A 24,689-nucleotide genomic window follows, 5' to 3' on the forward strand; every position below is an offset into this window, starting at 1 on the left:
TTCTTTGTCAGGCTCTGGTTTACTGCAAGGGGGCGTCCGCCACGAGGAAATGTAACGATGTCGCCCTGGCTGTTTTTCTCACTCGCCGTTTCCGGCTTAGGCAGCTTTCTGCTCGGCAGGCTCAGTTTCGGTAATTACGGCACTGTCGAGCAGGAAACGGATGGCCTTATCCTCTTTAATCTCTGCAACGAGCGCGTTTTTCGCATTCTTGTTGGAATGGTAATATTCCTTGACGCGATTCAGCATGTCGGGATTCCCGGCCGCGATCTGCTCGTAGCGCTGCTCGAAGTCCTCGTCGTTTGCGCTGATATTTTCCTTTTCCACCAGCGCCATCAGGAGCAGGCCCCCTTTGACCTTGTTCTCGGCTGAATCACGGAAGCGCTGCCGGAATCCTTCTTCGTCCAGCCCCATCATTTCCAGGGACATGCCCTGGCCCTTCAGGCGATTTCTGAAATTTTCCAGCATGTGGTCGAGTTGGCGCTTGACCATCGATTTGGGCACTTCCAGCGGATTCTTTTCGATCAGCGCCTGGATGACATTCTCCTTCAGGTCGTTCTCGATCCGCTCGAGTTCATGTTTTTCATGGTATTCGGCCAGTTTGGCGCGCAGTTGTTCCATGCTTTCGTTTTCGCCGAACTGCTGGGCGAACTCGTCATCGAGTTCAGGCAGTTCCTTGCGCTTGATCTCTTTGATGGTCACCTGGAATACGCCGGGCTTGCCAGCAGCTTCAGGGGTGCGATAGCCTTCGGGCAGCGTGATGGTTATCTCCCGGGTTTCTCCGCGCTTCAGGCCGATCAGCTGCTCTTCGAAGCCGGGCACCAGTTTGTTCTCACCGACCTCGACTTCGGCATCTTCGGCGTTGGAGGTCTCCTCCGGAAAGCCATCTACCGAAAAGGTGTAATCGAGAGTGACCTTGTGGCCGTTCTCCACAGCTGCATCGTCATCAACCGGCACGAGCTGGGCCATGTTCTCTTGCATGCGCTTGAGCTCTCCCTCGATGCTTTCCGGTTTCTGCACGTACTTTTCCTTGGTAACGGCAAGGCCGCTGTAATCGCGGAGTTCGATTTCCGGCATGACCTCCACCAGGGCGCTGTACTTGAAAGATGTACCCTGCTCCAGGATTTCACTTTCGATAGTGGGGGCTTCCACCGGTTCGATCTTGTGCTCATCCAATGCCTTGAAAAGGGTCTGATCGTAGAAACGCCGCATGACCTCATCCCGCATGGAATCACTGTAGGTGCGTTTGACGAGATGCATGGGGGCTTTGCCCTGACGGAATCCCTGAATCCTGGCCTGCTTCTGGATGCGGCTGTAAACCTTTTCGATTTCGGCATCTACCTGGTCGGAGGGAATTTCAATGGAAACCTTTTTGGTGACCGGGTTCAATGCTTCGACAGTAACCTGCATGGGAACGCCTTTCATCATGAAAATGGAATTAAAAGCTTTCTGAGGAGCCGGAAAAGTAAATGGTGCGAGAGAGGAGACTTGAACTCCTATACCTTGCGGTGCCAGATCCTAAGTCTGGTGCGTCTGCCAATTCCGCCACTCTCGCTCTATTAAAATCAAATACATTCAGGGACTTAATGGATACAGCAGTTCCCGTTGGTGGCACCTTAAGAACCACATTTGTTACAGATTCGGTCACACCTTCCAGGCACTTTGCCATCTGTGAGAAGGCATGAGGAGCCGTGTGGAGATACCTCTGTGTGGTCTTGATGTCTGTATGCCCAAGCCACTCCTGGACCTCCTTTAGGGTCCTGCCTGCTTCCAACAACCTTGAGGCACACGTATGCCTACACGCATGGCGGTCACTATCTTCATCTAGGCCCAAGGCTGCTCTCATTGGCAACCACTTGTCCTTCGCCTGTCCTTTGGTGAGGTGGAACGGCTGATCACCCCTTCTTGACAGTATGGAGTGGACCCTGGAGGTCATAGGGATTGTCCTCGGGAGTGCTGTCTTGTTCTCCCACGATGATAGTGTCCTGAGGTTGAGCCTCATTTCACTGATCAGCTTACCTTCCTCATTGCGCTTACCAATGCCAAGAGCCTCAGAGAGTCTGAAGCCGGTGTCAAGGAGGACGGCTGTGAGGTCTGCCATGTCATAGGCCTTATGCTGAGTGAACCAGCCTAATATTGCAGCCTCTTCCTCTAAAGAGTACACCCTTATGCGGCCCTCAGGTTCCTTTGAGAGAGTGAACTTTGGAGCCTTGAAGTTGTAGGACTCAGAGGCATGGAGCATGACGGTTCTGAATGCTGCCATGTAGCGGTTCACAGTGCTCTCAGCACATTCCAGTTCCTTACGGAGTTCGGCCTGGATCTCACGTACCTTCTTGGTGTCAATGGTGTGAACAGGTGTGCTACCATCTAAGATCTCAGCTACCACATAGGCCTGATTATATGATTGTAGGCCACTCCGGTTCTTTTGCCAACGTTCAGACCATACATCCTCTATGGCCTTATTTAGTGTGACTACAGGCACCTCAGGTACAACCTGCATCACCTTCTCGTATATCTCTTTCTGAGCCTTCTTGATGGCGAGAGCAGCCAGCTTAGGATCATCAGTCCCTGTGGACCTGTGAACGTATTGTCCCATGAAGGTAAACTTCATGTAAAGGACCTTGCCCCTGAAATAGAGGTTATCCATCTTACCCCTAGACACTGAGGATCTCGTCCAGGTGCTTGACTATACGTTCTCCCTTAGGAGTCAGCTTAATCTTTACTAAAGTTTGATACTCAGGGTCTCTCTCTTTATCTAAGAGACCAAGGCCCTTCATTTCCAAGTTCCCTGTTTTAGTGTTTCTTTCGGGGAATTGAGAGAGTCTCTTAACCGCTACAGATACAGCAGACTTGGGAAGGTTTAAATCTTTGGCTAGGTGTCCCACGGAGACTTCAGACTTGTTGTGAACATACACAAGGATCTCTAAGTGCCGAATAGGTAGCTCCTCAGAGGCCTCTTTACGTAAATAAGCCAATGCCTCGCTTAGACCTTTCAGTCCAGCCATAAGACCCTCCATATGATGCATAGCAATCTTACTTTTATGCCTAAGAGGGTTTATTTTGTCAACTGAAAATTGACTCAATCCACCTGAAGCCATGATCATTGACCTCCATTATTATCTGAAGCGAGATGGACCAGCAGGCCAAAACTTCTGAGCACGTTCAAAGAGTTCCCTAAGCTGTTCAGTCCGGTTTCCTCTTGGAAGCCACAGGGAGAGCCAGTTCCATTGATCCTCAGTGAGCCCTATGGTTTTAAAGTCCAAGGGCTGAGGAGAGCGCGGTCTGCCTCTTCTCTTTACCTCATTTAATTTCACTGTAGCAATATTGTTTGTATGGCTATTCATAATTATATCACCTGACAAACGATTTGACTACCCAATGGGATACCCTAAGAGGGACCTAAGGTATCCGGTTCGGCAGTGAAACGATGGGCAATACTCCGTATTTGTCAAAGTTCTCTTAATCTTCTGTTGAGTTCCTCTTTGATCTCCTTATGTCCCTCGTCACTCCAGTTCGTTAGGTGAACCAGGAGAAAGACAAAGGAGGTGACGGATGGTGATACCTCTAGTTCCTTAAGGTAGGGCAGGCAGGAGCGTGGGAGGGTGAGGCTGTAGGTGGTACGGATGTGGGACATAAGGTCCGGCAGTGAGAGGGGCTTTAGATCAATCATACTGTTCCCATAGGTACAATTCCTGAGTTTTGGAGCCGATCCAGGACACCAAACAATCCATTACCCTTGATGTAGTGGATTCCCTTGTCTCGCAAAAGTGTGATGTCTGCTTGTGAAGCTGTGGGGAGCGCCAATGTTCCTGCTACAGTTTTATTAATACTCTTGCCTTGTTGCATTGCCTGTATCTCTTCCCAGGTCCTACCAAAAATCAATCCATCCATCATTCTTACCTCCTTTGATGTAAAGGCCTACCGGCCCTGACGGGACTAACGCCCCTGTGACATTTCATAGAGTGAGTAGAGGAGACACATTAGGCTCCCTAGTGTGATGAGCTCCATTTTGGTGGCTCCTTAGCTGCAAATTCACACATTTCCTGGTTGTGATGTTTAATACATTTAGTTGCAAACAGTTTAGCGGCGTGAAGTGATTTGAATGTCTTACCCTTGACAGTGAAAATCTCAATGCCTTGAATTCTGTCTGTTTTGGCGTGAATGTAAATGCCTCTGTAATTCACTGTGTAGAATGTATCGTGCATACTCCTACCTCCTCTGTTGTGGGTGTTTGTACCACCTCATGGACTCCTAAAGCTTGGGACTTTAGGAGCCCTAAAGGGAGTCAAACCTTTTGAGAAGTCAAACTCTTAATCCAAAGGTTCCCACAAGAAACCAATTCGCTCCATGTCAGTCTTGAACTCTGCCAGAAGCGCCGACAACCTCGCCTCAAGTATTTTCTTAAGGTCCTCAGGTTCCATGCGGAGCTGTTCATTGGTTGCCTCAGGCCAGCAAGCAGATTCCCGAGCAGCTTCTAAGTTGCGCTCTTTCCCCTCACCAATTCGGCACCACGGCATCCACTTATATCCCCCCTTAGGTGCTTCTGGCTCAGTATCGCTGTCTACATATTGTGGTGGCTTCTCACCAGTAAACACCAGTTGCCAGCACAATTGCCCTGTCTTGCCGTTTCTGATTTGCTGTGATTCCCCTTTACGCAATCCATGACAATCCCTATCGCCTGCGTGATAGAGTGTGTTGGCTATGTAGTGCATGGGACCATCAGTGCTCACAAGATGCCATTTGACCAATGGTTCCAGCTCGGGGAACACTCTAGCAATCTCCTCATGCAAACAGCCACCCGCCGCTATATCTTTTTGTCTTCTGGACTCTGCGGTATAAACATCAGCGGTGATACTAAAGCTTTGGTGTCCGTTCTTACACTCATCATCAAACCTGATATTAACGTGCATAACACCATTGGTGCCGTACCCCTTTATAGGTCTCCCCTCGCTGATCCACCTTTGATTCCTGTGAACCAAATTTCCTCTTACCTCTTGAGGTGCATGGACGGTATGCATGCGCCCGGATACTCCATTGATAGTGTGAACATGCTCTTGGATTGGATACGTTTTTGTGCTCATGGTTACACCTCCTGTGGGTTGTCTTGATGAATATGGTTAATGTTGAACAGCTCCATGCGGTCCCTTTGGTATGCCTGGAATTGACCTTTGGTCATGATCCCAAGTCCATCTGAGTGGTGATAGATGAGTTGCACCTGTCTCTTGATCGTTGGCCGGTTCATCGTGACACCTCTACTACCGCCCCCACTCTGTTGTCTCTGCCAAGAATCAACCAATTTTCATGCTGAAACCAAAAGCCCCAGCCGTCCGCATTGGCTTCTTTTTCGTTGTCATAGATAGTGTGAATATTGAATGTTCCCCTTGGGCTCACAATCTTCATCTCACAGCTTTTCATGATGGTGTCCTCCGTTGTGGTGTTTGACGTATTAAACCGTATCAGTAATCAAACGGTATCAAGGATTGTTTGAGATGTCAAACAAAATAATTACATCTGATGAAAATAATTTTAAAGATGTGGAGTGGTCTAGGGTAGACGGTAGGTGGAGACTGATGGTGCGGCTTGAGGGTGGACCTAGTGTGTTACTCAGGTGAGTAAATAAACTACACAAGAAAAAAGACAGATGATCATAGATGAAGACAGGCATCCACTAGATATAGTGTTATTGTCCTATGTGAATCACAACATATAGTGAAAAAAAAAGGACCATGAGCCCCTGTATATGGAGACTCACAGCCCTTTAGGTTGTGCTTTATGGTCCTGCTCATGATCTCTAGTCTGGTGTGCTTATAGTAAAATCAATAAGTTATCCAAGACTGTGACCGCTTTTGCAGTGGGGATGCCATGTCTCCCTTGCCTGGGAGTGCATCAGGATCATATGTGGTAGGCCTGGAGTGTCCCCGCTGTCACCACCTGGGAGAGACCCCACGGGGGTAAATTCGGGAAAGCCTTATTGCGTATCCATCTTCACATTTTTGCAGCATTTTGATCAGCGGATCTTAGGGCATCCACCAGTAAACTTCAAGTCTGGACATAAGGGTATCCCTCAGTTCACCACCACTCCTACCGCTCGGTCATCCCAAAGTTCTACCATCAGCCAATCCTTAATGTTGGTGATCTCCAAGGCGGGGAGACCATTGTTCTGAAGCCATGACGTGATCAAAGGTATCTGCTCAGGGTTGGTGGCCCTGGCAGTGAATATCTTTACACGCTTACCTTCTTTGATCCAGGCCAGTACACGGTTCTTCATGTTCAATATGGGAGCCCCGATGTGCTCAGGACCTCTCCACTTATCGTAAAACGCTAGGGTTCCATCAAGGTCTACACCTATCCAGCTCCTTGTGTCTTCAGCAATGCTCATTTGCATCCTTATCAGTTATGGGTATCTTCCCTGTGGAAGTGATCAGCTTGAAGGGAGACACCTAAGTACAACCTTAGGGAACACTTTAAGTCATACCTTAGGTATATACTTAGGTATCTCTTTAGTAATTATACCTTTGCCCCTTTTGGATTCTATCTAGGGTGGTGAGGTGAACGTCCAAAATGAGCTAAATACCTTGTGTCTTCAGCCAGTTGGGACCGTTTTTCACCCCTCCAATTGCGTGCTCCATGAACTGCTGAAGGGCAGCCTCAAGTTGAGCATCCTTATAGGCCTCCTGAGACTCCTTCTCGTCCTTTGCCATGCTGTCCACCCAATAGGCAACAGCACCAGCCAAGGCATCAAGGCGGTCATCGTGCTTGAGAGCCCCTCGTTCCTTGGTGATATGGGTGAGCTGGTAGAGGAGTGAATACCTTACCTCACTCTCTACAACCTTCAGGTCTTCCTCAATGACGGACCTACACATGATCAGCCTGTGTCTGTTCATCACCGGCTCAAGGGTGTCAATGATCCTCTTCTCTTTCTGAGCAACAGCCCTCTTTGCATCCTCACAGGTGCATGGGTGGACTGCCTTCAGGACCGGAGTGAAGATCTTTAGGAACATACCGTCCCCAAAGTTGGGTTCGATCTGTATGTAATTGACCTTGTGCTCTCTTGCTACAAGAGCCAGTTGCATCAGAGTGGTGTCATCATAACCACCTTTGAAGCCGCCTGCCGCAGTAATGAATAGGTAGCCATGCAATTGCTTCACGATGGCATATCCTGTCTCATCTTTGCCCCTACCGCTTGGGTCAATGAACATCATGGTCCCTTCATACGGAGACCACTCTTTATCCACAAACATTGGCCGGTAGTATCTGTCACCTGAGAAGCCAACATTAGGGAGATCCTTAAGTTGCAACTCAGGGGAGCTACCATAGGAGACAGCAATAGGCCCCTTGTCCGGCAACAGGTTCATGATGATCAGGTCAGAGGTCTTTAAGGGGTAGCGTTCGGCATCGGCCAAGGAGGTATCAAGCATGAACTGGAGCAGGAAGCCTGCCCTGCCGTAGGACATCTCGCGCTCAATCAGGTCCTCATCGGTGAAGCGGGTAGGGTCGGTGGGCAGTCCTGATTTGCCTTGTTCAACAAGGGCCAGAATGGATGGTGCAATCTGCCCGTTGTACTTTCCAACAGCCGCAGGCTTAGGGACCCGAGCAGGCCATATCCTGATGGCATACCCTTTGGAGGGTAGCTTATTGTAGACTGACTCTTCTGACTGAGGTGTCCCGAGGTAGGTGATCTTTCCACCAGGGACAATGATAGCCTCAAACTCTTGGGTAGCCTTCTCAAGCTTCTCCCTGGAGTCTTGGGTAGCTGAGTTCTGAGCCACCTCAATGTCGTCAGCAATCAGTTCATCAGCACGAGACCCTGTGAGCTGCCCAAAGATACCAACGGACTTGACTGAGGGGGCATGTGCTGGTTTACAGCCGTTGACATCAAAGGACACCATTGAGTCCCGTTGGTCATTCTTGGGTTTGAGGCACTTCAGCTCAGGCATGTCCGCAATGAGACGCTTGGTGAACGTGGTGAAGTCATCAGCCCTGCTCTTGGAGGCTGAGACGATCTCAAACTTATGGTTTCTGTCTTTGTACCTTAAGACCCACAGCACGTATGCTGAGGTGATCCAGCTCTTGCCTTCCCCCCTGAAGGCTCCGATCATCTTTCTCTTGGGTCCGAACTGGAGCCAATCGGCAATCTCGTACTGGATTGGGGTGGGGGAAGGAAGACCAAGGAACTTCCAGACTGCATACAAGAAATTCTTGAAGTCGGCAGCCAGGAGTTCATCCCTGGTCTTCCTCTTCTTTTGGGGAATTACAGCCATATTCTCCTTTGAGGAGGGTGGGTGAATAGGAGAGGGTGGGGGAGAGAACTTGAAGCGTTTATAGGTGCTAATTCCTAATGTCTTGTGCGGATTAAGCCTTTCGTTTCTTCAGATTCTCCGAGAGCTTTTTCCGATGTTCTTCCGAGAGGGTCTTCCTCTTCACAGTTCCCCCTGTTCGGGCAGGATTGAGAGGGTAGAGGGGACAGGATTCAACCTTACAGTCAAACCGTCCTTGGTCGTGAAAACCACAGCACTCATAACAGAAGGCAGCAATAGCCTGAGAAGGACTGAGTTTGCCACCTTTGATGTGCTTGATCAGCTCCATCCTCCCCTTGAAGTGTCCTCCCTGCTCTACTTCAACGAGGATTGCCATAGATTACTTTACGGCCCTCAGAGGTGCTCCAACAGACTCACCCTCGGTGAACGGGAGATCCTCCTCATCCGGCATGTCAGGGTCTTCTCCTTTGCGGCCAGCAGATTCCAACGTAACTTCATTGAGCTTAAGCATGGCAATGGAAGCCTGAACATCGGCAGCCGCACATTCTCCCTTAAGTTTCTCCGTGAGTTTGTCCACGGTTGTCTCCATGAGGTTGTGCAGTTTCTCCTCAAGGCGTTTGTGTCTACTCAATTCCACGCTTATTTCTCCTTGTGGCGTTCTTCACAACGGGCTTCAACAGCAGCAAGGCGTTCCTCAATCTCGCCACGAGCATCACGTTCTTCCTTCAGGTCTGATCTGAGACCCTTGATGTCAGACCTCATGCCATTGACGCTCCAGGCTACCAAGCCACTGATGGCGCTGCCTATAAGCTGTATGATCAATGCTTCCACTAAAGTTGCTCCTCCTTACGTGCTTCAATTTCAAATGGATTTTTCTGGTAGCCTTTCGTGAAGTGATACCAGAGGTACAGCACCAGAAAGCCAATGTACCAAAGTCTCTTCCACTGCCGCTTGTGGCACTCCTCATGTTTACGCCAACTCACGGATACTTGTTCCTGAGGCACTGAGTAGAGGGTGGTAGGACCAAGGGTGATTGCCCACCTCTCTGTGCCTTTAGGTTTGAACAGCAGGGCAAACTTGGAGTTATAAATATCCATTACCATTCCACCGATAGGTCAAGCATGGCCTTACCTTCCTTGAGTTTTACTACGGGCTGGATCTGACCGTTCAATTCACCATAGACCCCAAGCTTGGCGGGGCCAATACCAGCAAACTGGAAGCGTGCATGAACGTCCCCCACAGTCTGCATGGAGGTGTTGATACCACCACGTATGCCAACCTCTCTGACGTTCTCAAACCTCAGGAACGGATGGGGTATCTCCTGAGCAATGATGGAGGTTCGGCCTGTGGACATGTTCATGTAGGCAACAGCAGCCACCCTAGAGTTCTTGGTTTTGATGTCTGCTGAGGTGAGAACTTCGGTGGAAGCTTTGGTTGCCTCAGGTGGCAGATTCAGTTTTATTGAGGCTTCCTCTTTGTTCAGAGTCACAATCTTTTTGGGTCCTGGTTTTACTTCTTCAGAAATGGAGGCTACAGGCTTCGGCGCACTCCAATTACCTTGAGTTACATTAGGTGTTGCCTTGAAATGGTTCCAGATAAACCACGAGAAAACAAAGAGGGCGACTAATGCCGCCCCCCAGGTTTTCCAACTTATGTCTTTGATGGTCATGTGTCTTCCTGATTTGATACTTTCGGCTCGGTCTTGGATTTCAGAGCCACCCCCGCTCCGCCTCCAGCAAGAATAGCGCCTAAACCTATGCCAAAGTCCTGAGCGCTCCAGGTTTGCTTGAGATGGACTACAGCCCAAATTGATAGGAAGAGGAAGACACCAACGGCGGCCAGGAGGCACGCTCGGGATGGGTCAAAGGTTTTACCATCTATACCTGTTAGCCAATCGTTCAAAAGCTGATTCATTTATAAAGCCCTACCTGTTTGTATTCAATTATTTGTGTAAAAGATTTATTATGTCCAAGCTGTCCAAGTGCCTCCAATGCTCCCCATTCTAGTCTTACTAGATAAATTGTCCTGTCTAATGGCGGTTTGAACGATAAAGTCAGAGCCGTTACCAATTACAGTTAAAGCAATCCAGCCTCCAAAACCACTAGGAGCATTTGTAACGCTAAATCCACAATAGGTTCCTACATCCTTTATATCGTTAGCGTCCTTACCAGTTATGTTAGCTGAAGATATTAAATCCGTTGTTGAACGGTTGCCGGACTTGAAAGAATTTACTAGGATGTTTATAGTGGCGTTGATTGCAACGTTGTTGGTTATAAAGTTGCTTCCTGACGCATCTTCAATACCATTGCCACTATAAACATGATCTCGCTCAATTCTGTTACCGGTAATCATATTACCAGTGCCCACAACAAGTAATTCGTGCCATACAGCAGGGGTAGCTAATAACAAGCCATTATTTTCTAAATAATTACCTTCTATCAAGGAATTATTAACACTAAAAAACGCCATTCCAAACGTACCATTGTGTTTAGAGTAATTACCATTGTAACAGCAATGTTCTCCTGAAGTACAGAACCCGGTTCTAGCGTTGTACATGGATTTGTTGTTGGTGATCATATTACGGTACTCTTGTACGGTTGTAGTTCCATAATCGGAGTTCATATCAAAGCCATCGAACCACGAGAATTGAACTCTGTTATTGGATATAAGCATATTGTAACAGAATACTGAGTGTCCAGACAAAGTACCGTTGTGTGAAAACGACCACAGCTTAATCCCACTTTCGCCTGCATTATTGACCAGATTCCCCTGAGCAAGCCCATCAAAGTTTCGCAAAAATCCGATTCCGTTGAAAGATGGGTAACGTACAACGTTATTGATTACTCGGTTGTGGTTTCCCTGAATACTGTCTGCATTCCAAAAAACAATCCCCCCGGCCCAATTTTTACCTGCCCTGAAATTACAATTTTTGACAGTGGAGTTGGTCGCGGATTCCAAAATCACAGAAACAAATCTCCCTGTTATTTGCTCCACTTCAATATTTGAAGCGTCACCATGAAAACTAATTACGGGACCAATATTTTGATTTTGCTGTTCTGTGGTTAAACTGTCCCATATATCATAGTCATTCACTGTTGGTTGCCAACCAATCTCATCGTTAGTTGTTTGAAACGTAGGGGGAGCCGCCCAATTGTTTGGGTCTCTTACAATTAAGAAAGGTGCAGTTTTGTTTTCCATCCAAATGTTTCCAATGTAGGAATTAGTACCAGATTCTATCCTAAACACTGTCGTATCAGAAATTATTTTAGACTGTTCCCCCATACCTATAATAGTAACGGTCCCTGTATATGTAGCTGGACCACTAAGGTAATAAGTGGACTTAGGTATCCTAAGCACCGCACCAGAAGCCAGTGCTTTGGTGAAAGCTAATGTCATATCTGTTACGCCTGGAATACTATTTACGTCCCACCAATCTGGATATACTTCGGTAACACTTCCATTACCAAATACCACTTTTCCTGTGCCAATACAGTTAAAGCATCTATTTAGGCCAGAGGAGAATGGCCCATTTATTGTAAGAGTCATTCCATTTGGTATTGTAATAAGACCGCCAATCCCAACCTTCAGTTCGATATTAGCAGGAACAGTCAAACTAGATGTAAGTGTTTGAACTCCATGCACAAGTAGTTGAATTTCAGTTCCACCCAAGGCCATAATGGCCAAATTAATATTGGAATAACCACGGATGTCTGCCCAAGGATTACCAAAAGCGCCAGTTGAAGTAACAAAATTTGTAGCCATACAAATCAATTTACCGAAAGAATTAAACCCTAATACCTTTCCGGCTCTATTTGCATATTCTGTCACATCCATATCATCACTCTGTTCCCCTATTGGAACCTTGATGGAGCGTTCCTCAAGCGTTTCAGTAACATAGAGTCTCTCTTGGAGAGAGTTCAGAAGCTGGTCGGTATTCTTGTCAAAGTCAGCCGGATCTATTGCTGGAACACTAGCAAAAGAAGCAGCTCTCTGTTCTATAGGGGTTTCCCGTTTGATGGCAATAGCTACACCAGAATTAGGAGCAACAAGCAATTGAATCTGAGTGTCATTCAGCCACACAAAGTCATTGGTGGGTATCCCATCCAGGTAGACCTTTACGTATGATCTGGAGATGTAACTGAAGGGGACGGTAAAGGTTCTTGTAGTTCCATCCCCCCTGTGGTTAGCCGCTGCGTAAGCCATTGTTACCGGCCTCCATTGCGTATAGTGCTGATGAATTTATCCCACGGAAATAACTTTCCAGGGCAGGACTTGGGGGCATACTCGGAGTGCCTGTGGATGTCATCAGGAGTTAGGTAAGGGAACTGCCCGAGGAGTGCCAAGGTAAGCTGCACTAGGGTGTTCATGTGGGCCTCATCAGGCGGGGCAAGATCAAAGTTACCTACCACACAGACACCTATACAGTCGTTGTGTCCTACGGTGTGCGCTCCGGTCTTGTTGATTGGACGGCCAGTACAGATGTTAATTGTGCCATTCATGTTCTCGATCAAGAAGTGGTAGCCAATGTCATCCCACCCCTTCTCCTCCATGTGATAACGCTTGATGCCCTCAAAGTCAGAGACAGTGCCATCCTTGGTCAATGAGTGGTGAATGATTATACCTTTTGGTTTTGTCAGCATGTGTTCTCCTACAAGAAAAGGGGAAGCCGTATGAGCCTCCCCCTTCTCCTTTTGGTTGTATGTGAAGTTGAGAACTACTGTTCTGCTAAAGAGTCCTGTAGTTCCTGAGCGAATTCCTTATGCTTATCCTGAATAGCTTTCCCTATCTCAGGAAACTCCTGGAGCAGTTTACCGGTGGCAGCGGTCTTGGTTTTACCCATAATGCTCTGAATTAAAGCCTGCTTAGACTTAGGGTTCTCCTTATCTTCCGGCAGGTTGCTAAACTGTGGATTGCCGATGATCTTATCCAGAGCTTCCTTCAGGAGTTTACCTCTCACCTCCACAAATCGGGAGTGTTGCTCCACAGTCAGTGGCACCCTATCTACCTTCTGCATTGCCTTCAGGTCAGACTTGGTGTCAATCCCAAGGTCAGAGAACATCTGCCTCACAGGATCTTTGGAAGCTGAGGAGACTGCCACTGGTGATATGAAGTCAGGCCCGAGGTTCCCCTCAGGTGTGATTGGTTCCCCAAAGATGTCCCTCTTTTGAGGCAGCGTCCTGGAGAGACCAGGAGTCTTGGCCTTTACCTGATCCATGAAGGATATGGTGTCTCTCAGGATGGGGTCCATCTCCCTCTCAAGGGCTCCAGCACCGGCAGGTATCCAGGACAAAGCAAAGTTCTGGACAAAGGCAGGCATCTTCTTGTCACCCTGAGCTACAGCATCAAGCATCTCCGTGAAGCCCTTCAGCATGGTCTTGGAGGTAAGGTTGCGGGTAATTGCTATCAGGGCTGCTGTTGATGCCTTGGCTGCATCTCCTTCATCAGTGGCATATTGCATGATCTCATGAGTGTCGGCAGCAAGGCCAAGAAGCGAGGATATAGGGTCCAGCCTGTTGTAGGAGTAATACTTGTCTCCCACTTTGATTGAATAAGGCTGCCATCCATCAACACGCTTGGCTGCTTGGTTTTCCCCACCTCCACCTGTGATCATACCCGCTGCCGCCATGCCCAAGGCAGAGGACATTAGGAGACCACCAGTAGACCATCGTGCAAGATACTCAGCCTTTTGTTCCCGAGTTCCACTTCTCATGATGTCTCTGACTTCCTGTTGAAAGAGTGACAATCCAGGGAGCCGGTCAAAGACGTATTGGATCAGGTTGGTTGGGGTTCTGGTGAAGGGAATGAAAAGTTGCAGGGTAGGGTGTTTTGCCACAAGGTTGTTGGCAGACCCCAGGATTCCCTTAGGGTTGGCCGTGAAGGTGTTGATCCTGGTGGTATTCAAGGCCTTCTCCATCAGTGATTCTGTAGGAGAGTCAACCAGCTCTGCCTTGAGTGTGCCAATGCGTTTTGCTAATGCGGAACCTTCAAGACCTTCAGAGACACCCACACGGTATGCTTCCAGGTATGCCTCACGGTGCAGCGCCCCTCTGTAGTTGATGACCTTGAAGAACTCATCCTCTGCACCAAGGGCATCAAAGGTGGTCCTCAGGAACTTACCGGAAGCATCCACCCCTCTCCCGAGAGCACCATCCATGCCCAACGCTGTAGCAAGGTAATCTACCCCTTGTCCTACCGGAGTGACCTTGAAGTTCTCTGATGAGATCCCATGAGCCAGCTCGGTTCCATCCACCTTGGAGATAAGAGGATCAATGGTGGATTGTGATGTAGTCCAGGCCCTCTTTGCCAGCCTGAGGGCATCCATCCAGGTATCCTTCTGAGCAACACCTTCCAGGAGTGCCTTGGCATCCCCCAAGCCCCTGCCTGAGAAAATACCGGCCAGGGTGTCCTCACCAAGATTCATGATACCGGCCAGGAAGTTGCCGGACATGTTGGCGGCATGGGTGATCGGATTTGAGAGCATGACCGTTCGGTGCAACTCATTGAGGAACCGCAAGGAAGGGCTTGAGTTCAAACCCCTCAGGTAACGGTTGACCTGAATCTGATCACCTTCCCGCATGATCTCCTTAAGCTTCTGGACAGCAGCAACCATTTGGCGCTTACCACCCTGTTGGGCCATCATCTGATCAACAGACTTGAAGTCCATGCTCACGGTATCTGCTGCAATCTTCATGGAGTTGAGTGCTCGGGCTACCTCAGTCTGACTGCCTTTTACCTCAGCCTGAACAGCAGCGGCCAATGATGTCATTTCCCGAAACTTCATGAGGAGTTCTGCCGGTGGATCAGCATGGGTGAGAATCTGATCCATGACTTCCAACAGAGGCGTCTTGATGCTGTTCATTGCTACTCTGGCAGCCAGGAGCCTTTCAGAAAGCTTCCTGGTATCCCTGGAGAGCATGTTAACATTGTGCAGGTTTACACCAAGCTCATCAGCACCCTGAATGGTAGCCTCATGGGATACCACACCTCGGGTCATCTTGGCTGTCTCCTCGGGGATATGCTCTGAGATCAGGTTAGTAAGACCATCAATGGCCTCCTTGAGATCATCAGGTGCCTTGATACCATTCAGGTTGAAGTCCTTCCCTATGGCTGTGGATACACCCTGGAGGTCCCCATCACGGAGAGCCTGCACGATAGCTTCAGATTTACCTTCAGGGATCTTCACGAGTGGTTTGTACTTCTCCCTGACCCATGAACGGTTCAGAACCTTCTCCCATCCGGCCTTACTGTTCTCACGTTTGACCAAGGCATCACGTACCTGTCGCACTGTGGTGAGGGAGTGTTCCACTTGGGTCTTGGCTTCTGGTGTAAGGTCCCCTTTTAGCCGTTCAGCATAGGCAGCCTCGATGGTGTTGAAGTCCTCGATCTGCTTTTGTGTGTTGGCCTGAATATCAGTGAGGGCAGTAGCCTTTTCCTCAGGAGTTCCATGCAGAAACTTCCTTAAGGTTTTAGCCGCGATATACCCACCTGTGCCTATGGCAAGACCAATGCTTATGTCTTCCCACCCGCCCACTTTACCGTCCCCATTGTAGTCAATGAAGAAGCCGGAGCTTGCACCCGCTGTTGGAGCCAAAATAGCTCCTGGAGAAGATACAGCGCCACTCTCATTACCCACCAGACTCCCCATTGAATCCAGGAAGCCTGTCACCGAGCGCCTGTCAGAAGCGGCAATCTCCTGTATCTTCTTTGGAAGCAAGGATTCATCCAAAGGGGGCAACTTGCGTATATCGTAAGGCTGCCCTTGAGCATCCAGGATGGAGGTCTGGTATTCCTCAGGTGTCCCATTTACCCCCCACTTAGGAAGGATCTGAGGTGTATCCAAGGAACCTGACGGCAGGGTATCACTTGCTGTTCGGGCTATATCAGGAACACCATTCAGGTGGGTATCTTCAGGGTAAGCCCTCAGGTCTCCCTCAGGTGTTGAACCAGAGAGAGGCACCTGTTCTCCTTGGATCTCGGGGATGATTTCAATGTCTCTGCCTTCTGCTTTGGCCGCAGAGATGGCGGTTAGCTGATCTTCCACTTCCTTGGAGATCTCTTCCACAGGGCGCTCAGGCTCCAGCTTAGTCAGGGCGTTGACCCGTCCTTCCTTGGTAGCAGCCAAGAGCCTTGCTTCTATTTCATCAGGACTCAAAGGAGCTTCACCAGCGGGAAGAACCTCAGGATTGGCTACAGGTTCAGTGGCTTTAGGCTGTACCTCAAGGTTAGCTTCCGTTCCTGGCGGTGGAGGCTCTGCCGGTTTTGCTGGTGCTGGCCCAAATTCAGGATCAGCAACAGGTCCTTTGGCGGGAGTACCTGGAGGAGTCACCTCAGGATTGACAACCTCAGGAGCATCCTTAGGCTGCACCACAGCGGTTGCCTCAGTGTCATTTAGGTGGTTCTCTTTGGCATTCGGATCAAGGATAGGCTCCTTACGTACAGGCTGGACTTCATCTCCAAGTTGGCCTGCTTCCTTGGCCTTAAGTTTTCTGATGCTTTCGGACTCTCGGGCTAGAACCTCTTGGGCAGCCTTCAGCGCCTCCTCACCTTCCTTGCCTGAAGCCTTCAGGGTCTTTGCTGCTCGGTAAGCCTTCAAAGCGTTGAAGAGACCCTTAGCACCTTCTATTCCCAGGTCCAGACCAGCACCGAGCAGGGCATTCTCCACCCCGTTCTTCATACGAGCGGTGGCCTTACTGTCACCAGGGGAGGCCTGGAGATATTCCGTTATGGGATTCTGGAGGGCTGGAAGTGATTGCACCAAGTTGGACAGTCGGTGTTCATAAGGATCAAAGGCAACAGCGGAAGTGACACCACCGGCTGCTGCACCTTGGGCAACCTTAGCTGCCACTGAAGCTGCCTTCCCTAGCTTCATGCCTTTGGTCAGAGCACCTGCCGCCCTGTTGATAGGGATGAAAGCGGTTACAAACTGCGTGATTCCTGAAGCCAGATTGTAGGCCAGCCCTGTTCCCTGTTCCTCAGCCTTGAGCTTGTCCTTTGAGAGACCTGTAACGTTCTCCAGGAGATTGCTGAAGTTGTGGCGTTCGGGAGCATTTGAATCAGGGATCCGAGCTACGAAGGTGGACAACTCATCCAGGGAGTTGAACAGCTCATGGGTGGCTTTCTTTACCCCATGTACTGAACCTTTAAGAATGCTTGCGGCCACCCCAGGCTTCTCAGTGGGTTGAGGAGCTGAAGGAGTTGCCTGGGGCGCCGCATCCGCTTGTGAGTAAAGGGCATTGAACTCGTCCATCTGTTGACGGTTGTAGTCGGCTGCCGATTTACGCTGGTAGCGCGATGTTATGTTACCCAATCTGTTCTCCTTATTTTATCTGCTTGCCGGAAAGGAAGCGTCTCAGTTCCAGGACACCCTCATCCGGCCTGAGCTTGCCGGACTCAACGTCTGCCTTGATAGCTTCTGCTGATGTATATTTGGAGGGACCAAAGATCTCGGCAGCCGTCCTCCCTGTGTCCTTGCCATATTTGCTGATGAGGTCTGAGGCTACCTGCTGTGGTGTCTCCCCGGCGTTCACCCTGCCAAAGAACATGCGGCCATAGGTGTCCATACGCATGGCTGCCTGAGTGCCATCCAGGTCATACATGCTCTTCTCACCTACAACCTGTTTCAGCATGTCCCACCCAAGCTTTCGTTCCTCGACAGTAAGGGTCCGGTTTGCCCTTGCTTCAGATTGAATGTGGTTGATCCGAGAGGTGATCCTCTCCTGGAGATCCTTAGCAGTCTCATGGTTCATCCTGGAGCCATAACCTGTAATGACTTCCTTACGGAGTGCATCTAGGTTGGAGACTGAAGTGGACATCTCAACACGTTCCCTGATGTTAGTGATATGGGGCCAATCCTGGATGATGTTCTTCTCTCCATTCCGGTACTCATAAAGCTTTGCCACGAGGGACTGAGTGTTGTTGGCATCCAGGTACTTGGCTCCGGTAATGGCAGCCTGAGCCTGGGAGTAGAGGAGATCAGGATTGAGCACCACATTTACAAACAGGTCCTTCTCTTCATTGTCCTGCTTCTGCTTTAACCACTTGGCATCTGCCTTCTCACGTTCAGTCTGAATATGAGTGATCCTGCTTTGGATGTGCTCAATATCAGGCCTGAACTTCAGCTTCCCCTCAGCGTCCACCATCGTACTCCAGGACTGCTTGGTGTCAGGGTCAGGAGCATCATAGAGGGACAGCAGTTTGTGGGCCTGAGTCAAGGCTTCAGATGCCGGTATGGTCTGGTCCTGAGCTATCTTCATAGCTGTGGCACCAATGTTGGCTACCACCATCCTGGAATATTCATCCCGAGTGACAAAGTTGGTGGGCTTCACCTTGAGAGCCCAATCGTCACCCATGAGTCTCCTGAGGTTGGCTATGTCCTCCTCGGTCTTGGCACCCTTGGCATAGGTGTAAAGGTGGTCCTGCTGCATTTGGCTGATGGAGTTGGTGAAAGAGGTTTTGGCTGTGTCGTAGGAAGCCTTCTGGAACTCCATTGAGCCTTCAACCTGTGCCTGCTTCAGTTGTTCTGAGGCACCAAACATGATGGTGGGATTATTACCCACAGCGGAGAAGTGATGGGTGTAAAGATCCTGAAAGAACTTATCATGGGCTCCTTGTGGATCGGGCTGGTTCTGAAAGTAATTGTTCTCCTTCAGCTTCAGCAGATACTCTTTTCTGAACTCAAGACCTTTGGCTTCCCCTTGGGTGACATCATAAGCCTCACGATAGCCATAACCATTGTTCAAAAACCCTTCAGGTTCTTGGTAAGGTTTACCTGCGATAGCATCAGCCTTACCCTGGAGAGCATTCTCATCCTTGTACGCTTTCTGAATCTGAATGAAGCCGTTTGTGATCTTGTCTACATTTTTCAGGGCATCCACAAAAGAAGCCACATCGGGAGATACCTCAGGTCTTTTGTAAGGATCGGTAGGACGTGCCTGAATTTTGAGATTGGGGGTGGTAAAGCTGAAGAAATCCCTTGGGTCCGCCTGCTTACGGGAGGACGGTTGTGGTTTTACAAATTCGGCCATTACGCCTCCTTATGTTTTGGGTGCCGGACCTGCGATTGATCTACCAGCGGCGTATCCTTGTGCTCCTGCGGCTGCTGTTGAGGTAGCTATCTGGAGTCCTGCCATGAATGGAGATGGAACACGGGAAGCAGCAGCCCTAATTCTGCCTTGAGCGTTGGCGAAGATAGCATCCTTCTCAGCCTGGGATTGTTCAATACCGGCAGACCTGTTGGCTTCCATGATGGAAATATCCTTGGATGCTGCTTGGTGGGCTGCAAGTTCCTCTCTGCCTGTGGTAAGCCCTGCTTCGGCTGCTGAGAGCCTGATGGCTGCCCGTTCCTTTAAGGACTGCCTGAGTCTCTCCGTCATATCCAGACCGGCAGAGGCATTGATTTGTTCTTGCTGAAGGGTAGCCCTTTGGTAGTCAGACGCAGCGGCAGACTCGGCGGACTTGGTTTCCGCTTCGGCTTGGTTTTGGGCCTGCACTATGCTGATAGCTGATGCAGTTGCTGAGGCAATCACGGAAACAGCCGCCACAGCCAGCATGGGGTTACACATGTTTGTACCTCACGAATTGTAAGAAAGTAACGGCAGGGTCATGGAACCTGAGGGGTGTTGGTAAGATCGTAAACCCGAGCCACTTGAGCCACCGTATTGCTACCTCGTGCCTGGAATCCACCGTGTTTGACAGAACATCATACTTTTCGTGGAACCTCAGGATAACCTCACGAGAGCCTTTGAGGAAGGTCTTGGAGAATGCACTTACTTCCCCTGTAGAGAGGAACCAAGGCACCCCGAATGTGCCTCCATGAGAGACACCATAAACGGCAACTATTCGTCCACCCAAAAGGACAACCCACGGCTCCTCACAGAGATCCAAGGAGGCTGCCAAAGCCTCACGAGGGGTAAGACCCGTAGCAGCTCTCAATTCAGCCACATCAGCAGCACAAAGGTTCATGCTAAGGATGGCAGAGTGGTCCTCCAGGGTGGCTGGCTGGTGTGTAGCTACACTCATACCTTTCGAGCCCTGGAGTAGAACGTCCCCTCGTAGGTGGCACTGGTTACAATAGAGGGGAGGAAGGTGTTGTTCTGAATGGATATCTGAATGTCCTGGGGATCTCCCTGAACAAGAGTGTCACTGAAGATGCCGGAAGGTGTCACCAAGGCACCCAACGGAGAACCGGCATAGAAGGGAGTGAAGGTATAGATGTCAGTCTCCCTGCCAGTTGCCGTAACGTGAACCTCAAAGTACCCTGTGTTGGCATAGGCCAGAGACAAAGTCCGCAGGATGGTATGGCCGTGGAGGTAGGGTTTGTTGTTGGCATCCTTCAGGATGAAGCGTGTGAGATCCAGTTTCCACAGGTACTCAGACCCGATGTAATACGCCACGCCACTGAAGTCTCCCACAGCGGAAAGAGAGGTTCCATCCTCACTTTTGGTGAGTGCGGCCTTGGGATACCCCTTTACTGATTGAACTGCAATATATGTAGCATCTGAAGTATCTGTGAACGGTATACTCCAGGTGGTAGTATTGGTCACTGAGCTGTAGGTTCCAGCAGCCATGAAGCGTCTGTCCAGGCAAATCAAAGGGAGGGAGCCGGTCTTGATGGCATTCAAGTTGATCTTCTGGAGACACACCTGGCCTGAACCTTTTGTAAGGAGGTACAGGTATTCATCCAAGAGGGATATTGAGAGAACATTTACAGGAAGTACCCACTTGCCCCAAGCTGATTGAACCTTCTCGTCACCCTGCCAGTAATACTTGTAAACGTAGAGAACGTTTGGGGTGTCTGCTGAGAGGCCTATCATCAAATCAAAAGTGGAGGAGCCTACCATCTTGATCATGTTCTTCGGGATGTACGTTGGGCAATGAGCCGTGATGTCAGCGGCATCAAAGGAGGCACTGTCACCTTGGACAAAGTATTCCCTGATCTGTGTTGAATCGCCAGACTTGACGGCCATAAACGCATTGGAGCCCACCAAGGCGGGCTTGCAGTTGGTAGCCAAAGTGAAGCGGGTAGCCGGATCTGATACCAGCGTCCTCGGGGTCAACGTGGAAGCATTGCCAGTGTGGAAGTTAAGCTGAACCTGCTCCCCCATCCCAAGCAGGGTATTGGCATAAGGTACGGCATGTTTGAGGGTGACAACTTCATTGGTACTTCCAGCAACATCTATTGGGTCATCATCAAGAGAATCAGTGGCGGTTGTAGGCCAGAAGGTGAAGAAGAAGGCGGCTTTGGAGAGGATGATGTTTTCCCCCGCGAAGAAACCTAATCGGTTCCTCCAGTAGAAGATGTCACTGATGGACTTGCCAATGAATGAGGGGTTTGAACAGGAGACTTCATCCCCAACTTTCCTTGAGTTCCACTCAATGTCACAGAAGGTAAACTCATTGGTATTGGTTCTGACGAGACGGTGTGGCATGGTGGAGGCTAAAAAGTCATTGTCCAATCCAGGCTTTCTTGTCTCGCTCCAGGTGTTTGACTTGCCGTCATAAACCACCCAATAATTGTCAAAGGTATTGGAGATATCCCCCACGATCTCAATAATGACACCATCAAAGAACCTTGCCGGTAACTTTTCAAATGATTGGGTGCGTTTGTAGATACCCTCCAGAGCCTCATTTGAGTAAGTGTCCTCCACCCTCAAGGTGAACTCTGCCCCATCAATGCGTTTTATCTTGATGATGCTATCCTGAAGGTAGACACTGTAGCCTCCAATAGCTCCCCCTTGGATCTGGATAGTATAGCCTGTCCATCCACCTTCCTCGAAAAAACCAAGTGCAACACTTGTATCTACAACCAGTTTCCATTGGCCGGAATAATCCGCCACAGTCCACAGATCGTTAGAGAGCAGTACCCCATTTACCAACACTGAAATGGGTGATCCAGAAGGAGGATGCGGGAGGAGGTAGGTGTGAATATCCATCTCGCCCCTTAAAGTAAGAGAGCTACCCCCAAGGATGGAATCGAGCAGCGCCTGAGCTACGTTTCTTGAGTTGTATGACTCATAATCAGTGGTCTCCCCACTAGTGTACGAACCAGCCAGGATTTCATTCAGGTAGATCCTGTAGTTGGTCTTGGCTACACCCTTCTTCACATAGACATACCCTGTGTTATCCTGGGTGGTTGTGTCAATGGTTCCAGACATGGCACATACTTTTGTTGAGTTGGCAATCAAGGAGTGGTCTGCAATGGTGACAGCTTGGAAAGCTTCCCGAGGTAGCTTCCCCGAGGTGGACGTGAGGTAATTCTTTATTGTTGCATCCGAGGTGAACACAAGGTCTTCGCTCAAATGCCCGTACCTGATGGTACACTTGGTCCCATCAAACTTGTAGACCTCCAGCGGTTCTGTAGGATCTCCGGTGATGATCATATTGTACTTCTCATTGGCATCCCGATTGATCGTGTGCATGAAGGCACCCTCAGTAGCCTGAGATGCCAATACATCAACGTGCTCCATCGGGGGTCTCTGCATGTTGCCGTAGACCAGGGAGGGAAGCGCATTGAGCATCTCATCACATTGGGTATCACTCCGCAGGAAGGGAGGCTGCTGGCTTACCCCCCCCGTGAAGCCTGTTATGTCTCTTTGGAATTGCATAAGTTACTTCACCGGATTGACCCTGCGATTCAAAGCAGGAATGTTGTTGAGGAAGTTAGGAGCATCAGCACAGGACTCCGAATCAAGGAAGTCCCTGAAGGCCAACTTCTCATCCTCCTCAGTGAGACTGGCCTGATCAGGTGCGCCGATTGCCTGCTTCTGGAAGACCCTTGCTGCCTTGATCTTGATGTACTTTCGGGCAGACTCGGGGATCTCATCCCAAGTCAGATAGAACACGATGTTCACGGACACTACGGCATCAAAACTATAAGAGTGGGTGGTTCTGTTGTAGAGCTTGGGGCCTCTATTGACGCAATCAAGGCTCTGATCGGTGGGGTCACATCTCAAGGCATTGGGCGGAATGGAGATTTCATTGGTGGAAACATCAGGTGATAACGGGTACTGCTCCTCTGAGTTGAAGGACCACCCTCTCTCCTGGACCTCCCTTGAGGTGTCTCTGAGGGTGTCCCTTGCCATGATAGCTTTGGTGATGCTTGGGATACTATCAAGGTTGGAAACGGGCCTCTCCCCAATGGCCCTCAACATATAATTCACCGCCTCAAGTTCGGTGGTGAGAGTTTGAGGCATAGGTGCTCCTTTCAAAGAAATGAAAAAAAAGGAGGAAGACTTGGTTAGAGTCCTCCCCCTTTAGGATTTGTACTACAGTAGAATTACTTCAACCGCTATTAGGCGGTGGCGTTGGTAACGGTGTCCAGACACAGCTCAATGAGTGCATCAGGGCGCAGGTACTTGTGACCCATGGCGTAGGTGGCCGTGGTCAGGTGGCCCTGGTAACGGTTGTCGAAGTCGCCCACCTGAATGGACAGGTCCATCAGCTTAACCGTACCGATTGCGGATTCAACAAACACCAGACCAATGGTCTTGGTGAAGTCACCACCATGGAAGGTATTGCCGGTCAGGTCGGTAGACGGAACGTTGTTGGACATCAGGATAACAATACCGGCAACCTTCAGGACATTACCTTCAGCAATGGAACCCTGACCGCCATACAGGTTGTTGATGACGTTGAGGTTCTGTGCTAGTGCGTAGTATTCAGCCGGACGGAGAACACAGTAGGCCTGCTCGGTGACGTTGTTGGAAGCCAGATACTGAGCAGCCAGGAAGAGGGACTCGGCAATAGCGGTGTACTTCTCGGTCATGTTGGCAGCACCACCGGTACAAATACGCAGCTTGTTGTTCTTGATCTGCGTACCACCAGGGAGGCCGGTAATCTTGTTGGAAGCACGAGCACCCAGGATACCTTCCTGGAGAACGTTCTTGTCAAAGGCAACCTTCAGGGCATTGCCGAGTTCTTTGGCGTAAGGACCCCGCACATCGTAGTGGTTCATTGCCTCATCCAGGTTGGACAGGAAGACATCAGCAACCAGCAGGCCATCAATGGTGATGATCTCCTCGTTGTGCTTGATGGACTGACCGGAAAGAGCTGCACCGGGGGTGTGGTAGTTAGCCACCGCACGTCCCATAACCGGAAACTGAGCGGACTTGCCGGACTGAATGGTACGGATATGGTGACGGTTAAGCATGATGTTGGCGATCTCAAAGGCGGTCAGAATCTCGCCTGCAAAGACCTTGAGAAAATTAGCCAGGGCATCGCCAGTGGCGTTCTGCTGCCCAAGGCGGGAAGGGGTGAAATCACCTGCTGCCATGTAGTTGGGTACTCCTTTGGTGGGATGTGTGGTCCGCACCTCGGGGACTCCCAAAGGTCATCCAATAGGGTCAAAGAGAAGTTAGGCAAAACCGCAGCATTGCCTTATGTCTTTCAACGGGGAGGGATTACTTTGGAGGGGAACCTAAGGTGGGCTCTAGGGTG

General features: G+C 49.7%; 19 protein-coding genes, 1 tRNA gene and 1 pseudogene. All 21 read right to left on the reverse strand.

From position 1 onward, the window contains the following. Positions 1 to 96 precede the first annotated feature (96 nt). A complete protein-coding gene (gene tig, locus GSVR_RS07970; protein WP_173199262.1) occupies positions 97 to 1,407 on the reverse strand; it encodes a trigger factor in 1,311 nt (436 codons plus the stop codon). 60 nt (positions 1,408 to 1,467) lie between these two features. Beyond that, positions 1,468 to 1,552 (reverse strand) — tRNA-Leu (locus GSVR_RS07975). Between the two features lie 144 nt (positions 1,553 to 1,696). Beyond that, a pseudogene (locus GSVR_RS22370) lies at positions 1,697 to 2,644 on the reverse strand (tyrosine-type recombinase/integrase); the annotation flags it as partial. A 7-nt stretch (positions 2,645 to 2,651) separates the two neighbouring features. After that, positions 2,652 to 3,002 (reverse strand): hypothetical protein, encoded by a 351-nt coding sequence (locus GSVR_RS07985; protein ID WP_173199260.1) that lies wholly within the window; start codon positions 3,000 to 3,002, stop codon positions 2,652 to 2,654. 661 nt (positions 3,003 to 3,663) lie between these two features. Next, the gene (locus tag GSVR_RS07990; protein ID WP_173199258.1) at positions 3,664 to 3,891 is read right to left on the reverse strand and encodes a hypothetical protein; all 228 of its coding nucleotides are present in this window, start codon (positions 3,889 to 3,891) and stop codon (positions 3,664 to 3,666) included. 416 nt (positions 3,892 to 4,307) lie between these two features. Continuing rightward, positions 4,308 to 5,078 carry a hypothetical protein gene (locus GSVR_RS07995; RefSeq protein ID WP_173199256.1) on the reverse strand — a complete coding sequence of 257 codons (771 nt, stop codon included), beginning with the start codon at positions 5,076 to 5,078 and terminating at the stop codon, positions 4,308 to 4,310. Positions 5,079 to 5,235: 157 nt separating this feature from the next. Beyond that, a complete protein-coding gene (locus tag GSVR_RS08000) occupies positions 5,236 to 5,412 on the reverse strand; it encodes a hypothetical protein (protein ID WP_173199254.1) in 177 nt (58 codons plus the stop codon). Between the two features lie 649 nt (positions 5,413 to 6,061). Then, entirely contained in the window at positions 6,062 to 6,376 is a 315-nt protein-coding gene (locus GSVR_RS08005; RefSeq protein WP_173199252.1) for a hypothetical protein, read from the reverse strand. A gap of 187 nt (positions 6,377 to 6,563) precedes the next feature. Continuing rightward, positions 6,564 to 8,258, reverse strand: a complete 1,695-nt coding sequence (gene terL / locus GSVR_RS08010; protein WP_173199251.1) for a phage terminase large subunit — start codon at positions 8,256 to 8,258, stop codon at positions 6,564 to 6,566. Between the two features lie 376 nt (positions 8,259 to 8,634). Next, complete coding sequence (locus GSVR_RS08015; protein ID WP_173199249.1) at positions 8,635 to 8,892, reverse strand: hypothetical protein; 258 nt, start codon at positions 8,890 to 8,892, stop codon at positions 8,635 to 8,637. A gap of 2 nt (positions 8,893 to 8,894) precedes the next feature. Beyond that, positions 8,895 to 9,086 carry a hypothetical protein gene (locus GSVR_RS08020; protein WP_173199247.1) on the reverse strand — a complete coding sequence of 64 codons (192 nt, stop codon included), beginning with the start codon at positions 9,084 to 9,086 and terminating at the stop codon, positions 8,895 to 8,897. Further along, positions 9,086 to 9,352, reverse strand: coding sequence for a hypothetical protein (locus GSVR_RS08025; RefSeq protein WP_173199245.1), 267 nt, complete (start codon positions 9,350 to 9,352; stop codon positions 9,086 to 9,088). Before GSVR_RS08025 ends, GSVR_RS08020 begins: the two co-directional genes overlap by 1 nt. Then, positions 9,352 to 9,924, reverse strand: coding sequence for a hypothetical protein (locus GSVR_RS08030; protein ID WP_173199243.1), 573 nt, complete (start codon positions 9,922 to 9,924; stop codon positions 9,352 to 9,354). The genes GSVR_RS08025 and GSVR_RS08030 overlap by 1 nt, the downstream gene beginning before the upstream one ends. A gap of 293 nt (positions 9,925 to 10,217) precedes the next feature. Further along, entirely contained in the window at positions 10,218 to 12,458 is a 2,241-nt protein-coding gene (locus GSVR_RS08035) for a phage tail fiber protein (RefSeq protein WP_173199241.1), read from the reverse strand. Positions 12,459 to 12,460: 2 nt separating this feature from the next. Further along, positions 12,461 to 12,895, reverse strand: a complete 435-nt coding sequence (locus GSVR_RS08040) for a peptidoglycan recognition family protein (protein ID WP_173199239.1) — start codon at positions 12,893 to 12,895, stop codon at positions 12,461 to 12,463. 74 nt (positions 12,896 to 12,969) lie between these two features. Beyond that, positions 12,970 to 17,562: a hypothetical protein gene (locus GSVR_RS08045; protein ID WP_173199237.1), complete on the reverse strand. Its 4,593-nt coding sequence runs from the start codon at positions 17,560 to 17,562 to the stop codon at positions 12,970 to 12,972. A gap of 10 nt (positions 17,563 to 17,572) precedes the next feature. Beyond that, complete coding sequence (locus GSVR_RS08050; RefSeq protein ID WP_173199236.1) at positions 17,573 to 19,279, reverse strand: hypothetical protein; 1,707 nt, start codon at positions 19,277 to 19,279, stop codon at positions 17,573 to 17,575. 9 nt (positions 19,280 to 19,288) lie between these two features. After that, positions 19,289 to 19,816, reverse strand: a complete 528-nt coding sequence (locus GSVR_RS08055) for a hypothetical protein (RefSeq protein WP_173199234.1) — start codon at positions 19,814 to 19,816, stop codon at positions 19,289 to 19,291. 453 nt (positions 19,817 to 20,269) lie between these two features. Continuing rightward, positions 20,270 to 22,720, reverse strand: coding sequence for a hypothetical protein (locus GSVR_RS08060; protein WP_173199232.1), 2,451 nt, complete (start codon positions 22,718 to 22,720; stop codon positions 20,270 to 20,272). Positions 22,721 to 22,861: 141 nt separating this feature from the next. Beyond that, complete coding sequence (locus GSVR_RS08065) at positions 22,862 to 23,446, reverse strand: hypothetical protein (RefSeq protein ID WP_173199230.1); 585 nt, start codon at positions 23,444 to 23,446, stop codon at positions 22,862 to 22,864. A gap of 98 nt (positions 23,447 to 23,544) precedes the next feature. After that, positions 23,545 to 24,564 carry a hypothetical protein gene (locus GSVR_RS08070; RefSeq protein WP_203978834.1) on the reverse strand — a complete coding sequence of 340 codons (1,020 nt, stop codon included), beginning with the start codon at positions 24,562 to 24,564 and terminating at the stop codon, positions 23,545 to 23,547. Between the last annotated feature and the right edge of the window lie 125 nt (positions 24,565 to 24,689).

Source organism: Geobacter sp. SVR (assembly GCF_016865365.1).
Lineage (GTDB): Bacteria > Desulfobacterota > Desulfuromonadia > Geobacterales > Pseudopelobacteraceae > Pelotalea.